The organism is Flavobacterium sp. N2550, from assembly GCF_025947265.1.
Taxonomy (GTDB): Bacteria; Bacteroidota; Bacteroidia; order Flavobacteriales; family Flavobacteriaceae; genus Flavobacterium; species Flavobacterium endophyticum.
This window is the reverse complement of the sequence record NZ_CP110007.1, coordinates 2300274-2315409: the sequence shown is the minus strand read 5'-3', so window position 1 is coordinate 2315409 and position 15136 is coordinate 2300274. Positions and strand designations below refer to the sequence as shown.

The window sequence follows — 15136 nt, the reverse complement described above, 5'->3', positions numbered from 1 at the left end:
CAGATGCTAAAACTAAAAAACTATAACGCCGCTGCAAGACAATTTGTTTTAATTCTAACATTATTTCTTGCACTTTCTTGCTCGAATCAAAAAGCATATGTTTCTAAAATCGAAGGAAAGCAAATCGGCGTCACCAATACAAACCCGGAAACTCCTGCTATCGAGGAATTTATAAAACCTTATCGCGAAAATATCGACAAAGACATGAATCAGGTTTTGGCCTATGCACCGGAAACTTTAGACAAGAGCAAAGGTGAATGGCAGACCAGTATTGGAAGCCTTCAGGCCGATATAACACTTGACGCAGCCAATAAAATTTTTCAAAAGCGCGAAAACAAATCTGTCGATATCTGCCTGTTGAACCATGGCGGCATACGAAGCATGATTTCAAAAGGAAACGTAACGACACGTACCGCCTTTGAATTAATGCCTTTTGAAAACGAATTGGTAGTGGTTGCCTTAAAAGGCGAGCAGATTGTAGAAATGGTCAATTATCTGATTGCTGAGAAAAAACCGCATCCGCTTTCGGGAATGGAAATTATCTTGAATAAAGATGCTTCAGCCTACAAAAGCATTACGGTACAAGGAAAACCTTTAGATCTAAACAAAATCTATTACGTAGCCACGAATGACTATCTGTACAACGGCGGCGACAGCATGAATTTCTTTAAAAAAGGAACCGTAACTTCTTTAGATTACAAACTTCGAAACGTCTGGGTCGATTATTTCAAAGAAACCGACACCATTCCTGTTTTGACGAACAAGAGAATTATTGTTGAGTAGTTCCCAATTCTAAAGAAGCCAAAAAGACACAAAAATGAAAAGAAGAGATTTTATACAAAAAACAGTAGCCGGTTCCGCATTATTGACTGTTGGCGGATTGTCATTGAGCAGCTTTGCGCCGATTGATAAAAAACACATTACCATTCTGCACACAAATGACGTGCACAGTCATATCGATCCGTTTCCGGCAACAGACGCCAAAAACCCAAATATGGGCGGTGTTTCAAGAAGAGCCAGCTTGATTGAAAGCATCCGTAAAGAAAATCCAAACGTGTTGCTTTTAGATGCGGGTGACATTTTTCAAGGCACGCCTTATTTCAATTATTACGGCGGCGAATTGGAATTTAAGCTAATGAGCATGCTAAAATACGATCTGGCTACAATGGGAAATCACGATTTCGACAACAGAATTGACGGTTTTTATTCGCAATTGCACAATGCCAAATTTGACTTCGTCAGTGCTAACTATGATTTTAAAAATACGGTATTGGACGGAATCGTCAAGCCCTATAAGATTTTTGTGAAAGACGGCATCAAGATTGGCGTTTTTGGATTGGGCGTTGAATTGGACGGCTTGGTAGATAAGAAAAACTACAAAGAAACTGTTTATAACGACCCCATTTCCGTATCGCAAGAAATGACGCGAATCTTAAAAACACAGGAGAAATGCGACCTGATTATTTGCCTTTCTCACATCGGATACGCTTACAAAAACGACCCGAACAAAGTTTCTGATTTAAAATTAGCCGCTGCTACAAGAGATATCGATTTGATTATTGGCGGGCATACGCATACTTTCCTTGACAAGCCGACCATCGTAAAAAACCTTGACGGAATTGATACTTTAGTAAACCAAGTAGGCTGCTACGGAATCAACCTTGGACGTATTGATTTTTATTTTGATACAGACAAAAACAAATCGCATTCCGGAAGGACTATAGTGGTCTAACGGCAACAATATCCAAAATAAAAAAGGCTCGTATATCACGAGCCTTTTTTAGTAGTTACTTTCAATATTACTGCAACATTGCGATAAAATCATCTTCCGAAATTATCGGTACGTTTAGTTTATTTGCTTTTTCCAGTTTTGCTGGTCCCATATTATCGCCTGCGACTACATAATCGGTCTTGGCAGAAATAGAACTTCCTACCTTTCCGCCGTTATCTTCTATGGATTTCTTTAGGTCATCACGTGAGAATTTCTCAAATACTCCCGAAACTACAAAGGTCTTGCCTGCTAGTTTATCGGTCGCATCTGGATTAAAGACTGTTTTTGCTTCCAATTGTACGCCGTAATCTTTTAATCTCTGGATGATTATCTGGTTCTCTGGATTTTCAAAGAATTCTACAACACTTTGCGCAATTCGTTCTCCGATTTCATCTACCAGTATCAAGTCCATTAAGCTGGCGTTGCCCAAATTGTCGATTGTCTGGTAATGCTTGGCAAGTTTTTTTGCTACGGTCTCTCCTACATAACGGATCCCCAATGCAAATAACACTCTCTCAAACGGAACTTCTTTGGATTTCTCGATTCCATTGACCAAGTTTTCTGCCGATTTCTGCGCCATTCTTTCTAACGGAATCACTTGATCTACCGTAAGGTCATACAAATCGGCATAATTCTGCACAAGGTGATTATTAAACAGCAAAGCAACTGTCTCTCCTCCTAATCCTTCAATATCCATCGCCTTTCGGGAAATATAGTGCTGGATTCGTCCGATAATCTGCGGCGGACAGCCGTAAAAGTTCGGACAATAATGCTGGGCTTCGCCTTCTTTTCGGATTAGTTCGGTCTGGCATTCTGGACAATTGGTTATGTAAACTGTCGGCAGCAGCTCTAAAGAACGCTTGGTAAAGTCTACACCGATAATCTTTGGGATAATCTCGCCTCCTTTTTCTACAAAAACTTCATCGCCAACGCGAATATCGAGTTTTTCAATCTGGTCTGCGTTATGCAAGGAAGCACGCTTCACGATCGTACCCGCCAATTGTACCGGCTCTAGATTTGCTACCGGCGTAATCGCTCCTGTGCGTCCCACCTGATACGAAATAGAATTTAATTTGGTTGAAACTTGTTCTGCTTTGAATTTATAGGCAATCGCCCAACGCGGCGCTTTTGAGGTATAGCCTAATTCATCTTGATAGTGCAGATTGTTTACTTTCACAACCACGCCGTCTGTTTCATACGGCAGTTCATGGCGATGGATGTTCCAGTAATCGATAAATTCGAAAATCTCATCCACATTTTTTACCAATTTGGCTTCTTTGGGCACTTTAAATCCAAAGCTTCTTGCTTTTTCAAGGCTTTCAAAATGTGTCGCAAATTTGACATCATTACCAATAAAAGTATACAATAAGCAATCTAATGGACGTTTGGCTACTTCTGTACTGTCTTGCAGTTTCAAGCTGCCAGAGGCGGTATTTCTAGGATTAGAATAAGGCGTTTCGCCTATTTCAATCAACTCCTGGTTCATCTTGGCAAAACCTTCCAATGGCAGGATAATCTCTCCGCGTATTTCAAAACTGTCTGGAAAATCGCCTTTCAGCTGCAACGGAACGGATTTGATAGTCTTGATGTTATTCGTTACTTCATCGCCTTGAAAACCATCGCCGCGCGTTACCGCGCGTTTTAGCTTTCCGTGTTCGTAGGTCATGGAAATAGAAGCGCCGTCGTATTTTAGCTCACAGGTATATTCTAAAGGCACATCGCCTAAAATCTTCTGGATTCTTTTTTCCCAATCCAATACATCTTCTTTGGAATAGGAATTATCTAAGGAATACATCCTGTTTTTATGGGTAATTGTTGCGAAGTTCTTGGTAATCATACCGCCCACTCGCTGCGTCGGGGAATTTTCATCAAAAAACTCAGGATGCTTGCTTTCAAGATCTTGCAGCTCTTTTAGCTTTTGGTCGAAATCATAATCGGATATCGTGGGCGTATCCAAGACATAGTAATTATGATTGTGCAGGTTGAGCTCTTCGCGTAATGATTGGATGGTATTCTGAATGTCCATAAAAAAGAAATTGGCTAGTTTAGTTTTCTGAAAACAGAGCACTAAAATAACCAATTTCTACTAAATATTTGTATTTATGAAGCCTGAATTATGCCATTAATTTGCAGGTATAATTGGCCGTCGCTCAAGATAGCGCCTTGCTGGATCAGGTTGAAGATCGAGCTGTTTCTTTCTTCTTCATAGTCCTTTTGGCCTAGCTTGATTTCTACGGTTTCGGTAAACATATTGTCGCTCAGCCACTGTAAGCCTTCTCTAGTCATAAAATCGACTTCTTGTACCAATGATTTCAAAACGATAGACTTCACTACTTTTTCCTGGCAGTGAAAAAGAAAGATATAATTTTTAGAAAAGTGCTCTAAGTAGTGTGCTCCTGTCAGTACGCCTTCCCAGATCAGGTCTGAAAACACATCTAGTTCTTGTTCGGCTACTTCAGGCTTTTCTGCCTTGATCGTATCCCATTCTTTTTTATCGATTGATTGCGTAGCCAAGAAATTCGCAAATTCTTGATGAAGCGCTTCGAATTGCTCTTTTGTTAGTCTTCTGTATTTCATTATGTATGCTTTAAAGCTGTAAGCAATAGGCTTTAGGCTCTAAGCATTCACTCCGTAATGCTTATAGCTTTCTGCTTAAAGCTATTTTAATTTAAAAAAAAATCCCGACTTGCATCGGGACTTTTGTATTTCAGTACTTGAAAATATTATTTCTCAGCTACGATTTCGTAAGGCAACTCAACGATAACATCTCTGTGCAATCTAACACTAGCAGTATATTTACCAGTACGTTTAACGATTCCAGAAGTGATGTATTTTCTGTCGATTGATTGACCTTGTTTCTCTAAAGCTTCAGCAATATCGATGTTAGTGATAGAACCGAAAAGTTTCTCACCACCTGCTTTAGCAGCAATTTTGATTTCAAGAGCTTTTAGTGCTTCAGCCAATTTCTTAGCATCGTCAACAATTTTAGCTTCTTTATGAGCTTTTTGCTTTAGGTTTTCAGCTAATACTTTTTTAGCAGAAGGAGTTGCCATTTGAGCAAAACCTTGTGGGATCAAAAAGTTACGACCGTATCCGTTTTTCACAGTTACTACATCGTCTTTAAAACCTAAATTTTGTACGTCTTTTTTTAATATAAGTTCCATGTTGTTGTCCTTATTAAGAGAAGTTAGGTTCCGTTTGACGAGAAACCAACAACTTTGTTTTTATTATTTTAGTAAATCGGCCACGTATGGCATTAAAGCTAAATGTCTTGCTCTTTTCACAGCTACAGACACTTTTCTTTGGTATTTCAATGAAGTTCCAGTTAAACGACGTGGAAGGATTTTCCCTTGCTCGTTAACGAATTTCAATAAGAAATCTGCATCTTTATAATCGATATATTTGATTCCAGATTTTTTGAAACGACAATACTTTTTAGTTTTGTTAGTTTCTATGTTCAAAGGCGTTAGATATCTGATATCTCCGTCTTTTTTTCCTTTTGCTGATTGTTCGATCGTTGACATAATAATTACGCTTTAGCTGCTTTTAATTTTGCTCTTCTTCTTTCTGCCCAAGAAATTGCATGTTTATCAAGACTTACAGTCAAGAAACGCATAACTCTTTCGTCACGTCTGAATTCAGTTTCGAAAGCGATTAATACTTCAGGAGCTACTTTGAACTCAAATAAATGGTAAAAACCACTTTTTTTGTGTTGGATTTCGTACGCCATTTTTTTTAGGCCCCAATCCTCTTTTGATACCATCTCTGCTCCTCTGGAAGTAAGAAAATCTTCGAATTTGCTTACTGTTTCCTTTACCTGTACTTCAGATAAAACGGGATTCAAGATGAAAACAGTCTCATAATGATTCATAATAATATATTTTATTTGTTATAAAATTGGGTGCAAAAGTAACTATTTATTTTTAATCTGCAAGCGAAAAATGACTATATTCGACGAAGTACAAAAAAACGGGCAAAAGATTGTTTTTTTATAAAAAAATTATCCTACATTTATCGTACCCAATCTATAAATTCCGATTATTATGAAATTGAATTGTGTCGTAGTGGATGACAGTGCCATTCAGAGAATGACGGTAACCAAGCTGGTTGCCAATCATCCGAACCTGAATTTGGTGGGCGATTTTTCAAATGCCATAGAAACAAAGAATTGTCTTACCAATAAAGAGGTAGACCTTATTTTTCTCGATATCGAAATGCCCGTCATTAACGGTTTTGATTTGCTTGACGGTTTAAAAGTAAAACCGCAGATTATCTTTATTACTTCTAAAGCAGAATATGCCGTGAAGGCGTTTGATTATGATGCTACCGATTATCTCCAAAAGCCTATTTCGCCGCAGCGCTTTAATGCTGCCGTAAAAAGAGCTATGGACTTATATTTGTTGCGTAAGGAAAATATCGATGAAGACAGCGAGCATATCTTTATCAAGAGCAATCTTAAGAAACTGAAGATTTTTACGTCTAAAATCAAATGGATTGAAGCGTATGGCGACTATGTAAAGGTGGTTACCGAAGACGAGAACCATCTGGTATTGTCGACCATGAAATCTTTTGAGAACGATTTGTCTAAAGAACGTTTTATACGCGTACACAAGTCCTTTATTATCAATATTGACAAGGTAGACAAATTCAACAGCAAGTTTGCAGAGATCGGCGTGACTAAAATCCCATTGAGCAGAAACAAAAAAGAAGATTTGGTGAAAGCCCTAGCTTCGGCCTAATAAAAATCGACATTAACAGCCGTCTTTATCGGCCTATATTGCGGTACCGCTTCAAAACTATTCAGCATTTTCTGGATAGTTTTTTTTATGCCTCCTAATGGCTGGTTTTGCGGAATCTTGATCATGATCGTGCGGATGTATTCGTTTCGTATGCGACTTATGGCAGGTTCTTCCGGACCTAAAACAGGCATGTCCAGATTTTGGCTCATGACTTGGTACAGCCACATGGCTCCTTCTTTCAGCTTGTCGAAATCACGGTGCTTGAGCGTAATCTTGATCAGCCTATAATAAGGAGGGTATTTAAAGATATGGCGGTCGTATAATTGTTCCTTATACATGCCGATATAATCGTTGTTGGTAACCTGCTGGATGGTATTGTGGTTCGGATTGTAGGTCTGGATGACGACCTTGCCTCTTTTTTCGGAGCGTCCTGCCCTTCCCGATACCTGCGTCATCATCTGGTAGCTTCTTTCAAAGGCACGAAAATCAGGATGGTAGAGCATATTGTCGGCATTCATGATTCCGACTAAGGACACATTGTCGAAGTCCAATCCTTTTGCTAACATCTGGGTTCCGACCAAGATATCTATTTCGCGGTTCTTGAAGCTGTCGATGATCTTTTCGTAGCCGTATTTGCCGCGGGTGGTATCTTGGTCCATGCGTCCAGTTTTCTTTTCTGGAAACAGCGAAGCGAGTTCCATCTCAATCTGTTCGGTTCCGAAACCTTTGGTTGTCAGGTCTACGCTGGAGCAGTTGTGGCAGTTGGTCGGCTTGGCCATAGAGTAGCCGCAATAATGGCAACGGAGCTGGTTTTTGTTTTTATGATAGGTCAGGCTGACGTCACATTGGGGACATTCGGGCACGTGGCCGCAGGTGATACATTCCAATACAGGCGAATAGCCGCGTCGGTTTTGGAAGAGGATAATCTGCTCTCCCAAAGCCAGGGCTTCTGCCATGTTTTCTAAAAGGGTATCGCTAAAATGGCCTTTCATCCTTTTGCGGAAGTATTTGTCTTTGAGGTCTACCAGTTCGATTTCGGGCATCATGACGTTGCCGAAGCGTTCGGTAATTTCTACAAGGCCGTATTTGCTACTTGCTGCATTAAAATAGGTTTCCAGGCTTGGCGTGGCAGAACCTAAAAGCACTTTTGATTTGTGGGAATTCGCCAAAACGATAGCGGCATCGCGGGCATGGTATCTCGGAGCGGGATCGTATTGCTTGAACGTCTGCTCGTGTTCTTCGTCTATAATAATGAGTCCTAACTCTTGGAACGGCAGAAATAGCGCCGACCTTGCTCCTATCACGATCTTGGCTTTTGGCGAATCTTCCAGCACTTGTCTCCAGACCTCTACGCGTTCATTGTTGGTGTATTTGGAATGGAAGACGGCTACTTGGTTTCCGAAATAAGACGTAAGCCTGCCGACCAATTGGGTCGTAAGGGCAATTTCGGGCAGAAGATAGAGCACTTGTTTTCCGGCTGCCAGATAGTCTTCGATAAGCTGTATGTAAATTTCGGTCTTGCCGCTGGAGGTTACGCCATGCAGGAGGCATACGTCTTTTTCGGTAAAGGCGGCGGCGATTCCGTCAAAGGCTTGCTGCTGTGCGGTGCTTAGCTGCAGGTTCTTTTCTTTTTGGTTTTTATCGAAAGAAACGCGGTCTTCTTGCAGGTGGTATTCTTCAAAAATGTTTTTGTCTACCAATGCTTTTACGACAGTGGACGAGACTTTTGAATTTTCTACCAATTGCTTTACGGAAATGGGCTTCTTCTGCGCCGCATTGAGCTGAAAATAACTGAGCAGGATGTCTTTCTGCTTCTTGGCGTTTTTCAGATTGTCTAAGAGCGCTACCAGATTTTCTTCGGCGGCATAGTCTTGGTGCAGGCGGATGTAGCGCGTGAGCTTGGGCTTGTAGAGTTCTATGACTTCTTCTTGGAGTACCAAGATATTGCGGTCAATCAGTTTTTGGATAATGGGAAAGACGTTCTTCTTGCCTACTATACCCATTATGTCTTGTACTTTAAGCGAGCTTTGGTGCTGCAGTGCATCATAAATCAGGAATTCTTCGTCGGTAAGCTGCAGCTCGTCGACTACGGCATCTTGCTTTTGCGAAATGATGGTTTCGCTTTCGAGCAGGAAGGCCGACGGCATGGCACCGCGGTACACATCGCCGATGGCACACATATAATAGGAGGCGATCCATTGCCAATGGGCAATCTGTATTTCGGTCACTAAAGGCGACTCGTCTAATATCTGGTGGATTTCTTTGGCTTCGTAGAGCGTGGGCTCGTTTTGATGGAGCTCGATTGCCAGCGCCGTATAGATCTTGCTCTTGCCGAAAGGGACTGCAATGCGCATTCCTTTTTTGATGTAGTTGTATTCTGCTTCTGAAACTTTATAGGTAAAAGTTTTGGACAGTGACAGGGGAAGAATGACTTCTACAAAATACATTTAATGGCTTTTTGGTTTATACAAAGATAGGATTTTGGGTTGAATTTGGATTTATTACGGACACATGTTTCAAAAAAGTATGTCATTTTTTACTTCTCTGACAATCTTTAAATCAGCAGTAAGACATTTTGTACTCACACTAAATTAAGCTCTCTGTCTTTAAACTTCTTATGTTTTTATTTCATAAAGAATAGCTTGAATCATATTTTAAAATCCAAAATGAATGCAAAAACAAAACCTTCACAATTTAGCATCTTTATCACATTTTTTTTGTTTTAAGGGAAACCGTAAAACGAGCGCCATGTTAAGGTCTAATTTTGAATTTCAATAAGTTAGATTAATAACAAATATGTACCAAAATATTTGTCATAGATAAATAGATAATGGCTTAAGGCAAACTATCAAATCATAGTAGTCGAATAAAGTAAAGTTTCTTTAGACTGAACACTAACTTAAGAGAAAATATGAATTTAATAATTATATAAGACAAGATTGTTTTCAATAAAACAATTCAAAAGCATTCTAAAGTCAAAATTTAAACTAAATATCAATTTTAACATTTTATAAATTTTAATTTAAAAAACATGGACACCAATTTCTTACAAGATACGTTGACCGATAATAAGGAGATTTTTATACGAATTAAAGACGAATTGAATAATGCTCAACAGGAGATTCTTGTCGCAATGGCTTGGTTTACCGATCCGGAACTATATAAAATATTAGAAGAAAAACTTTACAATGGCGTAAAGATTTCTATAATAATTGCTGATCAACCAGATAATGAAAAACTTGATTTTTCAAGTTTGGAAGCTAGCGGTGCTGATATCATAAAAATAAAAAATATCGGTTATGGCATGATGAATCAAAAATTTTGTATAATAGACAATAGTATTGCTATTTCAGGATCATACAACTGGACAGTAAATGCCCGAAACAACAACCATGAAACCGTTATCATTACATCTCATGAAAAGACTGTAAATGAATTAATTGACACATTTCATAAGATAAAGATTAGAACCTTGAGACTTAACAAAGGTGAAACTTTAGACCATATCATAAAATCGGAAAAAACTGTAGAAACTTTAGTAGGTATTTTACCTCCAGTAGTAGAAATTTCAAAACCAAGAAGCATTCAGGAGGAAAGTATCGAAGAATTTAAAAATGTTCTTGATAGTATCATTGCGGCAGAAGTCGGCAATTTTGATAAAGAGCTATTACGGAATACAGGATATCGTCGTTCTCAAGAAAACAATGGTGATCATCAAGTTTTACCGCAAGCTATGGACAGTGTATATTCAAGCTTTATCAATAATATTGAAGTAATTGAAGAACGAAAAAGGAAGCTCAGCAGTAAAATTGAGGAACAACAAAAATTATCAACTGGAAGTCTTGAGAGCAAAATCGCTTTCGAAGAAAATCGCCTTAAAGAAGAAAATCGGTTTTCAATTGAAAACTGCAAAAAACATATTGTTGACTTAGAAGGGCAAAAAGACGCTCTTGAGCTTGAATTAAAAGCTAATAATAAAACTAGAATTCAGTTTATTAGAGACAAAATTGAAGATCTTAATCAAAAAATTAGAAATGCTTCAGGTGAGTTTGTAAAACCATCTTTCAATTGGCCAGTAACTATAACATCTATAATTTTTACGTTAATACTTGCTAGCTATGTATTTATATTCTACAGTTCTGTAGCATACATTTTTATATTTGCAAAACAAGACGCTAATGAACTTATTTTAAAAGGATTAAACATCACGGTTCCTGAAATTTTTGACCCAAATGTTTTTGAAAAAATATCATTGAAAGGGATTGGAGGTTTTCTATTCATTCTTTTCTTTGTAAGCATTCCTTATGGTTTAGGCTTATTTCATTTATTCGGAGTTAACGATAATGAAACATCCATTCATAAGAGCAGAATAAAAAAACTTATATCGTCTATAACTTCCAATCAAAATTTAATACTAATATTTATAATAGATTCTTTTATTGCTTTTAAAGTCTCTAAAAATATTAATCACATTGAATACCAAACAAACTCTGTTGATTTTAAACTTACTTTTTGGCAAGTTTTTACTTCTGATAATTTTTGGCTAGTCTTCATATTAGGTGCTTTAGGAATATATCTTTTTAGTGTTGTAACAAAAAAACTCTTTTCAATATTTGAAGAACGAAATCCTACATCTGCTGAAAAGAAAAACAATTTGGTTATCAAACATTTAAAAGAAGAGATTATTCTTAAACAAGAAGAGATTCATCAGTTGGAAATAGGAAATGACCAACTAGAATATAAAATTACTTCAGAGGAAAAAGAAATTGAAAAACAAAATTTAATTCTTGATAACCTTCCTTCAAAATTCAATGATGCAATTACTTTACTCCATCAAGAATTGGAACAAGGAAAAGAACGATTGATAAATCTTTCCAATATTTATAAAAGCCATATCGAAAATGATAAACTGCCTATTTCAATAACTGCGCTGGATGACCGAATCAATGTGTTTATGGAAGGTTGGAGTAAACTTTTACACGACAAATATTCATTAATCATTGCAGAGAAAAAAACATCTGAGGCAATAGATGAAATTTTAAATTGGCGAATGGGAAAAATTACTAACAATAATCTGAAAACTGAAAATGTATAAATCTCTAATCTTACTAGTTAGCTTCATTGCATTATCCTGCAACAATGACAAAAATATTGATAAAAAAGTTAATGATGAGATTGTTAAAGTCAGTAATTTTAATATAATAATTGCTCCTGATTTATCAAATCGCATAGATCCAAAAATTCATCCAAAACCTGTTCATGATACTATAATTATAAATAATATATTTGAGCAAATTCCCGATATCCTAAAATTTGGAGGTCGGAGTGCTCATCAAAAAGATATCTTTACTTTCGATTTCATAAATGCTGGAATATTAAATTCTTCTAATTTTGAAGCTAGTAATTTTCAAATTAATTTTAGCCAATTTGAAAATAACCAACTTGAAAGGTCTGATTATATTCGTAATAATCTTAAAAAAGATATTTTAACTGCAAAACAAAATATCAAGGCCGTTTATGATAAGTCCATAAAAGATTTACATGGATCAGATATTTATAATTATTTAAATTCAACCGTGAATAATATTTTAGTTTCTGAAGAGCCTACTATTATTAACCTTGATAATCTCAATGTTGAAATTTCAACAAAAAATATAATTGTTCTTTTTACGGATGGCTATATTGAAAATGCCACTGAAGATTCAGGTTATCAATTTAGTGAGGCAACAGTCAATAAAATAAGAAAGCAATTTATTAGCCAACAATCTAAAGATTTAAATTCTTTTATTACCGATAACCCTCAATTCCAAATCAATAGACTGACAAATAAAAACTTAAAAGACTGTAGAATAATTGTCGTTGAAATGGTAGATCGTTCACTTGACAGTAATGGAGTAGCTAGAAAACTACCAACTGATTTTGATATAATGCGGGCTGTTTGGGAAAATTGGTTTAAGCAATCAAACATTGCTGAGTATGAAATTGTCAAATCACAAAACACATACAATCAAGTTATTTCGCAAATAACTAAATTTATTAATAAACAAGCTAGCAAAAAGTCAAATACACTTCATGAGGAAATCAATTAAACAGATTCTTCCTTTTTAATCGATTAATAGCACCATTTAGCTCAAAACCGAGCAATAGAATCATGCAGTTGAGCCAGATATAAATCATCAGAATCAACAGCGTTCCGATAGAGCCATAAAGTTCGTTATATTTTGCGAAACGCACGACATAAATACCAAAGACAAACGAAGTCAGGACAATCAATACCGTAGTAAAGATGGAGCCGATACTAAAAAAGGAGTTGCGGCGGGTCTGCTTGGTTCCGAACTTAAAGAGTATGGAGGTGGCGGTGAGGATCATAAGTCCGACAAAGACGAAACGTCCGATGCTGACGAGGTTGATGCTGTCAAAGACGCCTTGGCTTTTCATGCGCTGTATGATGTATTCGAAAATAACGATGGCGGAAACGGTCACGATCAACAGGGTCGACAATATGATCGCAATGCCTAGGGCTACGGCGTATTGGCGGAAAAAGCCTCGGGTGACGGTGATGTGTCTTGATATCTCGAAGCCTCCGAGTATGGCATTGACACCGTTGGCCATCAAAAAGATGGACAGCAGGAAACCGGAAGAAAGGAGTCCTTTGTAGCTGTTGTTGAGGATGTCGTTGATGATTTTATAGATGGCTTCGTAGGTATTGGGCGGTACGCTTTCTTCGACGAATTTCAGGAAATCGGCTTGGAAGCCTTCAATCGGGATGTAGGGAATCAGGTTCAGGATAAACAGGGCAAACGGAAAGAGGGCCATAAAGAAGCTGAAGGCAATGGCACTGGCGCGGTAGGAAAAGGCGCCTTTGGCAATACCGATAAAGTAGAGCTCTAGGAGGTCGTAGAACGAGAGTCCTTCGAGCCACGGGAGCTTGATGCGCTGCGTGAGGTGCATCAGCGGGCGTATTACGGGAATCTTTTCGAGCTTGTCTTCGATTATCTTGGTCACTTGGTCTTGTTTTAGATGGCTTTCAGGCTAAGGTCCATATTATAGACGGAATGCGTGAGGGCTCCTGAGGAGATATAGTTCACGCCGCATTCGGCATAGCTTCGGATGGTCTTTTCGTTGATGTTTCCGGAGGATTCGGTCTGGCATTGGGTGCCGATAAGGGCTACTGCGGTACGCGTGGTGTCGTAGTCGAAATTGTCGAGCAGGATTCTGTGGACGTTTTGGGATTCTAGGATTTCGCGTACCTCGTCTAGGTTTCTGGCTTCGACGATGATCTTGAGGTCGAGGCTGTTTGCCTTGAGGTAGTCGTTGGTTTTTTGGATGGCTTTGGTGATGCCTCCCGCAAAATCGATGTGGTTGTCTTTGAGCATGACCATATCGTAGAGGGCAAATCGGTGGTTCTCTCCTCCTCCTATCTTTACGGCCCATTTTTCGATGGCTCGGATGCCGGGCGTGGTTTTTCGGGTGTCGAGTACTTTGGTGCCGGTGCCTTCTAAAAGGTCGGCAAAGGCTTTGGTTTTGGTGGCAATGGCCGACATGCGCTGCATGGCGTTGAGCACGAGGCGTTCTGATTTGAGTATGGACTGGGAGCTTCCGGCTACGTGAAAGACGACATCGCCGTAGTTAACGGGTGTTCCGTCTTGGATAAAGGTTTCTACTTTTAGGTCTTTGTCGACGTAGTTGAAGATCATCTTGGCAAATTCGACTCCGGCTATGATGCCTTGGTCTTTGACCAATAGCTTGGCTTTTCCTTGTGCGGTTGCGGGAATGCAGGCTAGTGAGCTGTGGTCGCCGTCGCCTACGTCTTCACGGATTCCGTTTTGTATGATGAGTTGTAATTCGTTCTGAAACTGGGCTTCTGAAATCATGGTATTGTTTTAATGGAAGCTAAAATAATAAATTCTTTTAGACTTGTACAGGGTTTGTTGTTTTTAATTGCTTGTGTTTTGGCGGTTTCTATTTTTTGAATTCTTGATGGGATAGCGTTATCTTTGCTGTGTGATCGTAGTGGCTTAGCGCCTATAATCTTAGCTTCTTTAAAATGAATATCAAACTTATCGCCATCGGCAAAACGGATAATAAGTCGCTTCAGGCTTTGATTGATGATTATCAGAAACGATTATCGTTTTATATCAAGTTCGACTTGGAGATTATTCCGGATATCAAGAACGTAAAGAATCTTTCGGAAGCACAGCAGAAGGAAAAGGAAGGTGAATTGATTCTTTCTAAGCTATCGCCTACGGATCAACTTATCTTGTTGGACGAGAATGGCAAGAGTTTTTCGAGCGTCGGTTTTTCGGAGGAGCTGCAAAAGAAAATGAACTCGGGCATCAAGACGTTGGTGTTTGTCATCGGCGGGCCGTATGGTTTTTCGGAAACGGTGTATGCTAAGGCTCAAGGGAAGGTTTCGCTGTCGCTAATGACTTTTTCGCATCAGATGGTGCGGTTGTTTTTTATTGAGCAGTTGTATAGGGGGTTTAGTATTTTGAGGGGGGAGCCGTATCATCATCAATAGTTGATAGTGGATAGTTTTTAGTTTATAGTTATTTGGGATTTTTGATGGTTGGAAAGTTAGAAAGTGGAAAGTCTTAAAGAATAAACAAATTTATTTATCAAGCAA

At 38.5% G+C, this 15136-nt stretch carries 14 protein-coding genes; 6 read left to right on the top strand and 8 right to left on the bottom strand.

Translation table 11 applies throughout. The features are described 5' to 3' along the window. Positions 1 to 3 precede the first annotated feature (3 nt). Both OLM56_RS10175 and OLM56_RS10170 read left to right on the top strand, forming a co-directional pair. Complete coding sequence (locus OLM56_RS10175) at positions 4 to 783, top strand: 5'-nucleotidase C-terminal domain-containing protein (protein WP_264526881.1); 780 nt, start codon at positions 4 to 6, stop codon at positions 781 to 783. 34 nt (positions 784 to 817) lie between these two features. Beyond that, complete coding sequence (locus OLM56_RS10170; protein WP_264526880.1) at positions 818 to 1732, top strand: bifunctional metallophosphatase/5'-nucleotidase; 915 nt, start codon at positions 818 to 820, stop codon at positions 1730 to 1732. 67 nt (positions 1733 to 1799) lie between these two features. Here OLM56_RS10170 and ligA read toward each other — a convergent pair whose 3' ends face one another. The 5 genes from ligA to rpsF all read right to left on the bottom strand — a co-directional run bounded on the left by ligA (position 1800) and on the right by rpsF (position 5642). After that, entirely contained in the window at positions 1800 to 3797 is a 1998-nt protein-coding gene (gene ligA, locus OLM56_RS10165) for an NAD-dependent DNA ligase LigA (protein ID WP_264526879.1), read from the bottom strand. 74 nt (positions 3798 to 3871) lie between these two features. Continuing rightward, positions 3872 to 4348 carry a DUF6495 family protein gene (locus OLM56_RS10160; protein ID WP_121376635.1) on the bottom strand — a complete coding sequence of 159 codons (477 nt, stop codon included), beginning with the start codon at positions 4346 to 4348 and terminating at the stop codon, positions 3872 to 3874. Between the two features lie 146 nt (positions 4349 to 4494). Beyond that, positions 4495 to 4935: a 50S ribosomal protein L9 gene (gene rplI, locus OLM56_RS10155; protein ID WP_121376557.1), complete on the bottom strand. Its 441-nt coding sequence runs from the start codon at positions 4933 to 4935 to the stop codon at positions 4495 to 4497. Between the two features lie 63 nt (positions 4936 to 4998). Continuing rightward, positions 4999 to 5295 (bottom strand): 30S ribosomal protein S18, encoded by a 297-nt coding sequence (gene rpsR / locus OLM56_RS10150; protein WP_002987043.1) that lies wholly within the window; start codon positions 5293 to 5295, stop codon positions 4999 to 5001. Positions 5296 to 5300: 5 nt separating this feature from the next. Next, positions 5301 to 5642, bottom strand: a complete 342-nt coding sequence (gene rpsF / locus OLM56_RS10145; RefSeq protein ID WP_121376558.1) for a 30S ribosomal protein S6 — start codon at positions 5640 to 5642, stop codon at positions 5301 to 5303. A gap of 172 nt (positions 5643 to 5814) precedes the next feature. On the opposite strand from rpsF, the gene OLM56_RS10140 reads away from it, so the two are divergent. Then, complete coding sequence (locus OLM56_RS10140; protein ID WP_056065783.1) at positions 5815 to 6510, top strand: LytR/AlgR family response regulator transcription factor; 696 nt, start codon at positions 5815 to 5817, stop codon at positions 6508 to 6510. Here the strand turns inward: OLM56_RS10140 and priA are convergent. Further along, a complete protein-coding gene (gene priA / locus OLM56_RS10135) occupies positions 6507 to 8957 on the bottom strand; it encodes a primosomal protein N' (RefSeq protein WP_264526878.1) in 2451 nt (816 codons plus the stop codon). The genes OLM56_RS10140 and priA overlap by 4 nt on opposite strands. Positions 8958 to 9541: 584 nt before the next feature. On the opposite strand from priA, the gene OLM56_RS10130 reads away from it, so the two are divergent. Together OLM56_RS10130 and OLM56_RS10125 are read left to right on the top strand one after the other, a co-directional pair. Next, entirely contained in the window at positions 9542 to 11605 is a 2064-nt protein-coding gene (locus OLM56_RS10130; protein ID WP_264526877.1) for a phospholipase D-like domain-containing protein, read from the top strand. Then, positions 11598 to 12599 (top strand): hypothetical protein, encoded by a 1002-nt coding sequence (locus tag OLM56_RS10125; protein ID WP_264526876.1) that lies wholly within the window; start codon positions 11598 to 11600, stop codon positions 12597 to 12599. The genes OLM56_RS10130 and OLM56_RS10125 overlap by 8 nt, the downstream gene beginning before the upstream one ends. Here the strand turns inward: OLM56_RS10125 and OLM56_RS10120 are convergent. Further along, positions 12592 to 13515 carry a YihY/virulence factor BrkB family protein gene (locus OLM56_RS10120; RefSeq protein WP_264526875.1) on the bottom strand — a complete coding sequence of 308 codons (924 nt, stop codon included), beginning with the start codon at positions 13513 to 13515 and terminating at the stop codon, positions 12592 to 12594. The genes OLM56_RS10125 and OLM56_RS10120 overlap by 8 nt on opposite strands. 11 nt (positions 13516 to 13526) lie before the next feature. Then, positions 13527 to 14384, bottom strand: a complete 858-nt coding sequence (nadC, locus tag OLM56_RS10115; protein ID WP_264526874.1) for a carboxylating nicotinate-nucleotide diphosphorylase — start codon at positions 14382 to 14384, stop codon at positions 13527 to 13529. Positions 14385 to 14557: 173 nt separating this feature from the next. On the opposite strand from nadC, the gene rlmH reads away from it, so the two are divergent. Continuing rightward, positions 14558 to 15031, top strand: a complete 474-nt coding sequence (gene rlmH / locus OLM56_RS10110) for a 23S rRNA (pseudouridine(1915)-N(3))-methyltransferase RlmH (RefSeq protein WP_182493768.1) — start codon at positions 14558 to 14560, stop codon at positions 15029 to 15031. Positions 15032 to 15136 lie beyond the last annotated feature (105 nt).

Coding starts and splice junctions, on each gene's coding strand:
- OLM56_RS10175 (WP_264526881.1), top strand. CDS start 4: ATGCTAAAACTAAAAAACTATAACGCCGCTGCAAGACAATTTGTTTTA.
- OLM56_RS10170 (WP_264526880.1), top strand. CDS start 818: ATGAAAAGAAGAGATTTTATACAAAAAACAGTAGCCGGTTCCGCATTA.
- ligA (WP_264526879.1), bottom strand. CDS start 3,797: ATGGACATTCAGAATACCATCCAATCATTACGCGAAGAGCTCAACCTG.
- OLM56_RS10160 (WP_121376635.1), bottom strand. CDS start 4,348: ATGAAATACAGAAGACTAACAAAAGAGCAATTCGAAGCGCTTCATCAA.
- rplI (WP_121376557.1), bottom strand. CDS start 4,935: ATGGAACTTATATTAAAAAAAGACGTACAAAATTTAGGTTTTAAAGAC.
- rpsR (WP_002987043.1), bottom strand. CDS start 5,295: ATGTCAACGATCGAACAATCAGCAAAAGGAAAAAAAGACGGAGATATC.
- rpsF (WP_121376558.1), bottom strand. CDS start 5,642: ATGAATCATTATGAGACTGTTTTCATCTTGAATCCCGTTTTATCTGAA.
- OLM56_RS10140 (WP_056065783.1), top strand. CDS start 5,815: ATGAAATTGAATTGTGTCGTAGTGGATGACAGTGCCATTCAGAGAATG.
- priA (WP_264526878.1), bottom strand. CDS start 8,957: ATGTATTTTGTAGAAGTCATTCTTCCCCTGTCACTGTCCAAAACTTTT.
- OLM56_RS10130 (WP_264526877.1), top strand. CDS start 9,542: ATGGACACCAATTTCTTACAAGATACGTTGACCGATAATAAGGAGATT.
- OLM56_RS10125 (WP_264526876.1), top strand. CDS start 11,598: ATGTATAAATCTCTAATCTTACTAGTTAGCTTCATTGCATTATCCTGC.
- nadC (WP_264526874.1), bottom strand. CDS start 14,384: ATGATTTCAGAAGCCCAGTTTCAGAACGAATTACAACTCATCATACAA.
- rlmH (WP_182493768.1), top strand. CDS start 14,558: ATGAATATCAAACTTATCGCCATCGGCAAAACGGATAATAAGTCGCTT.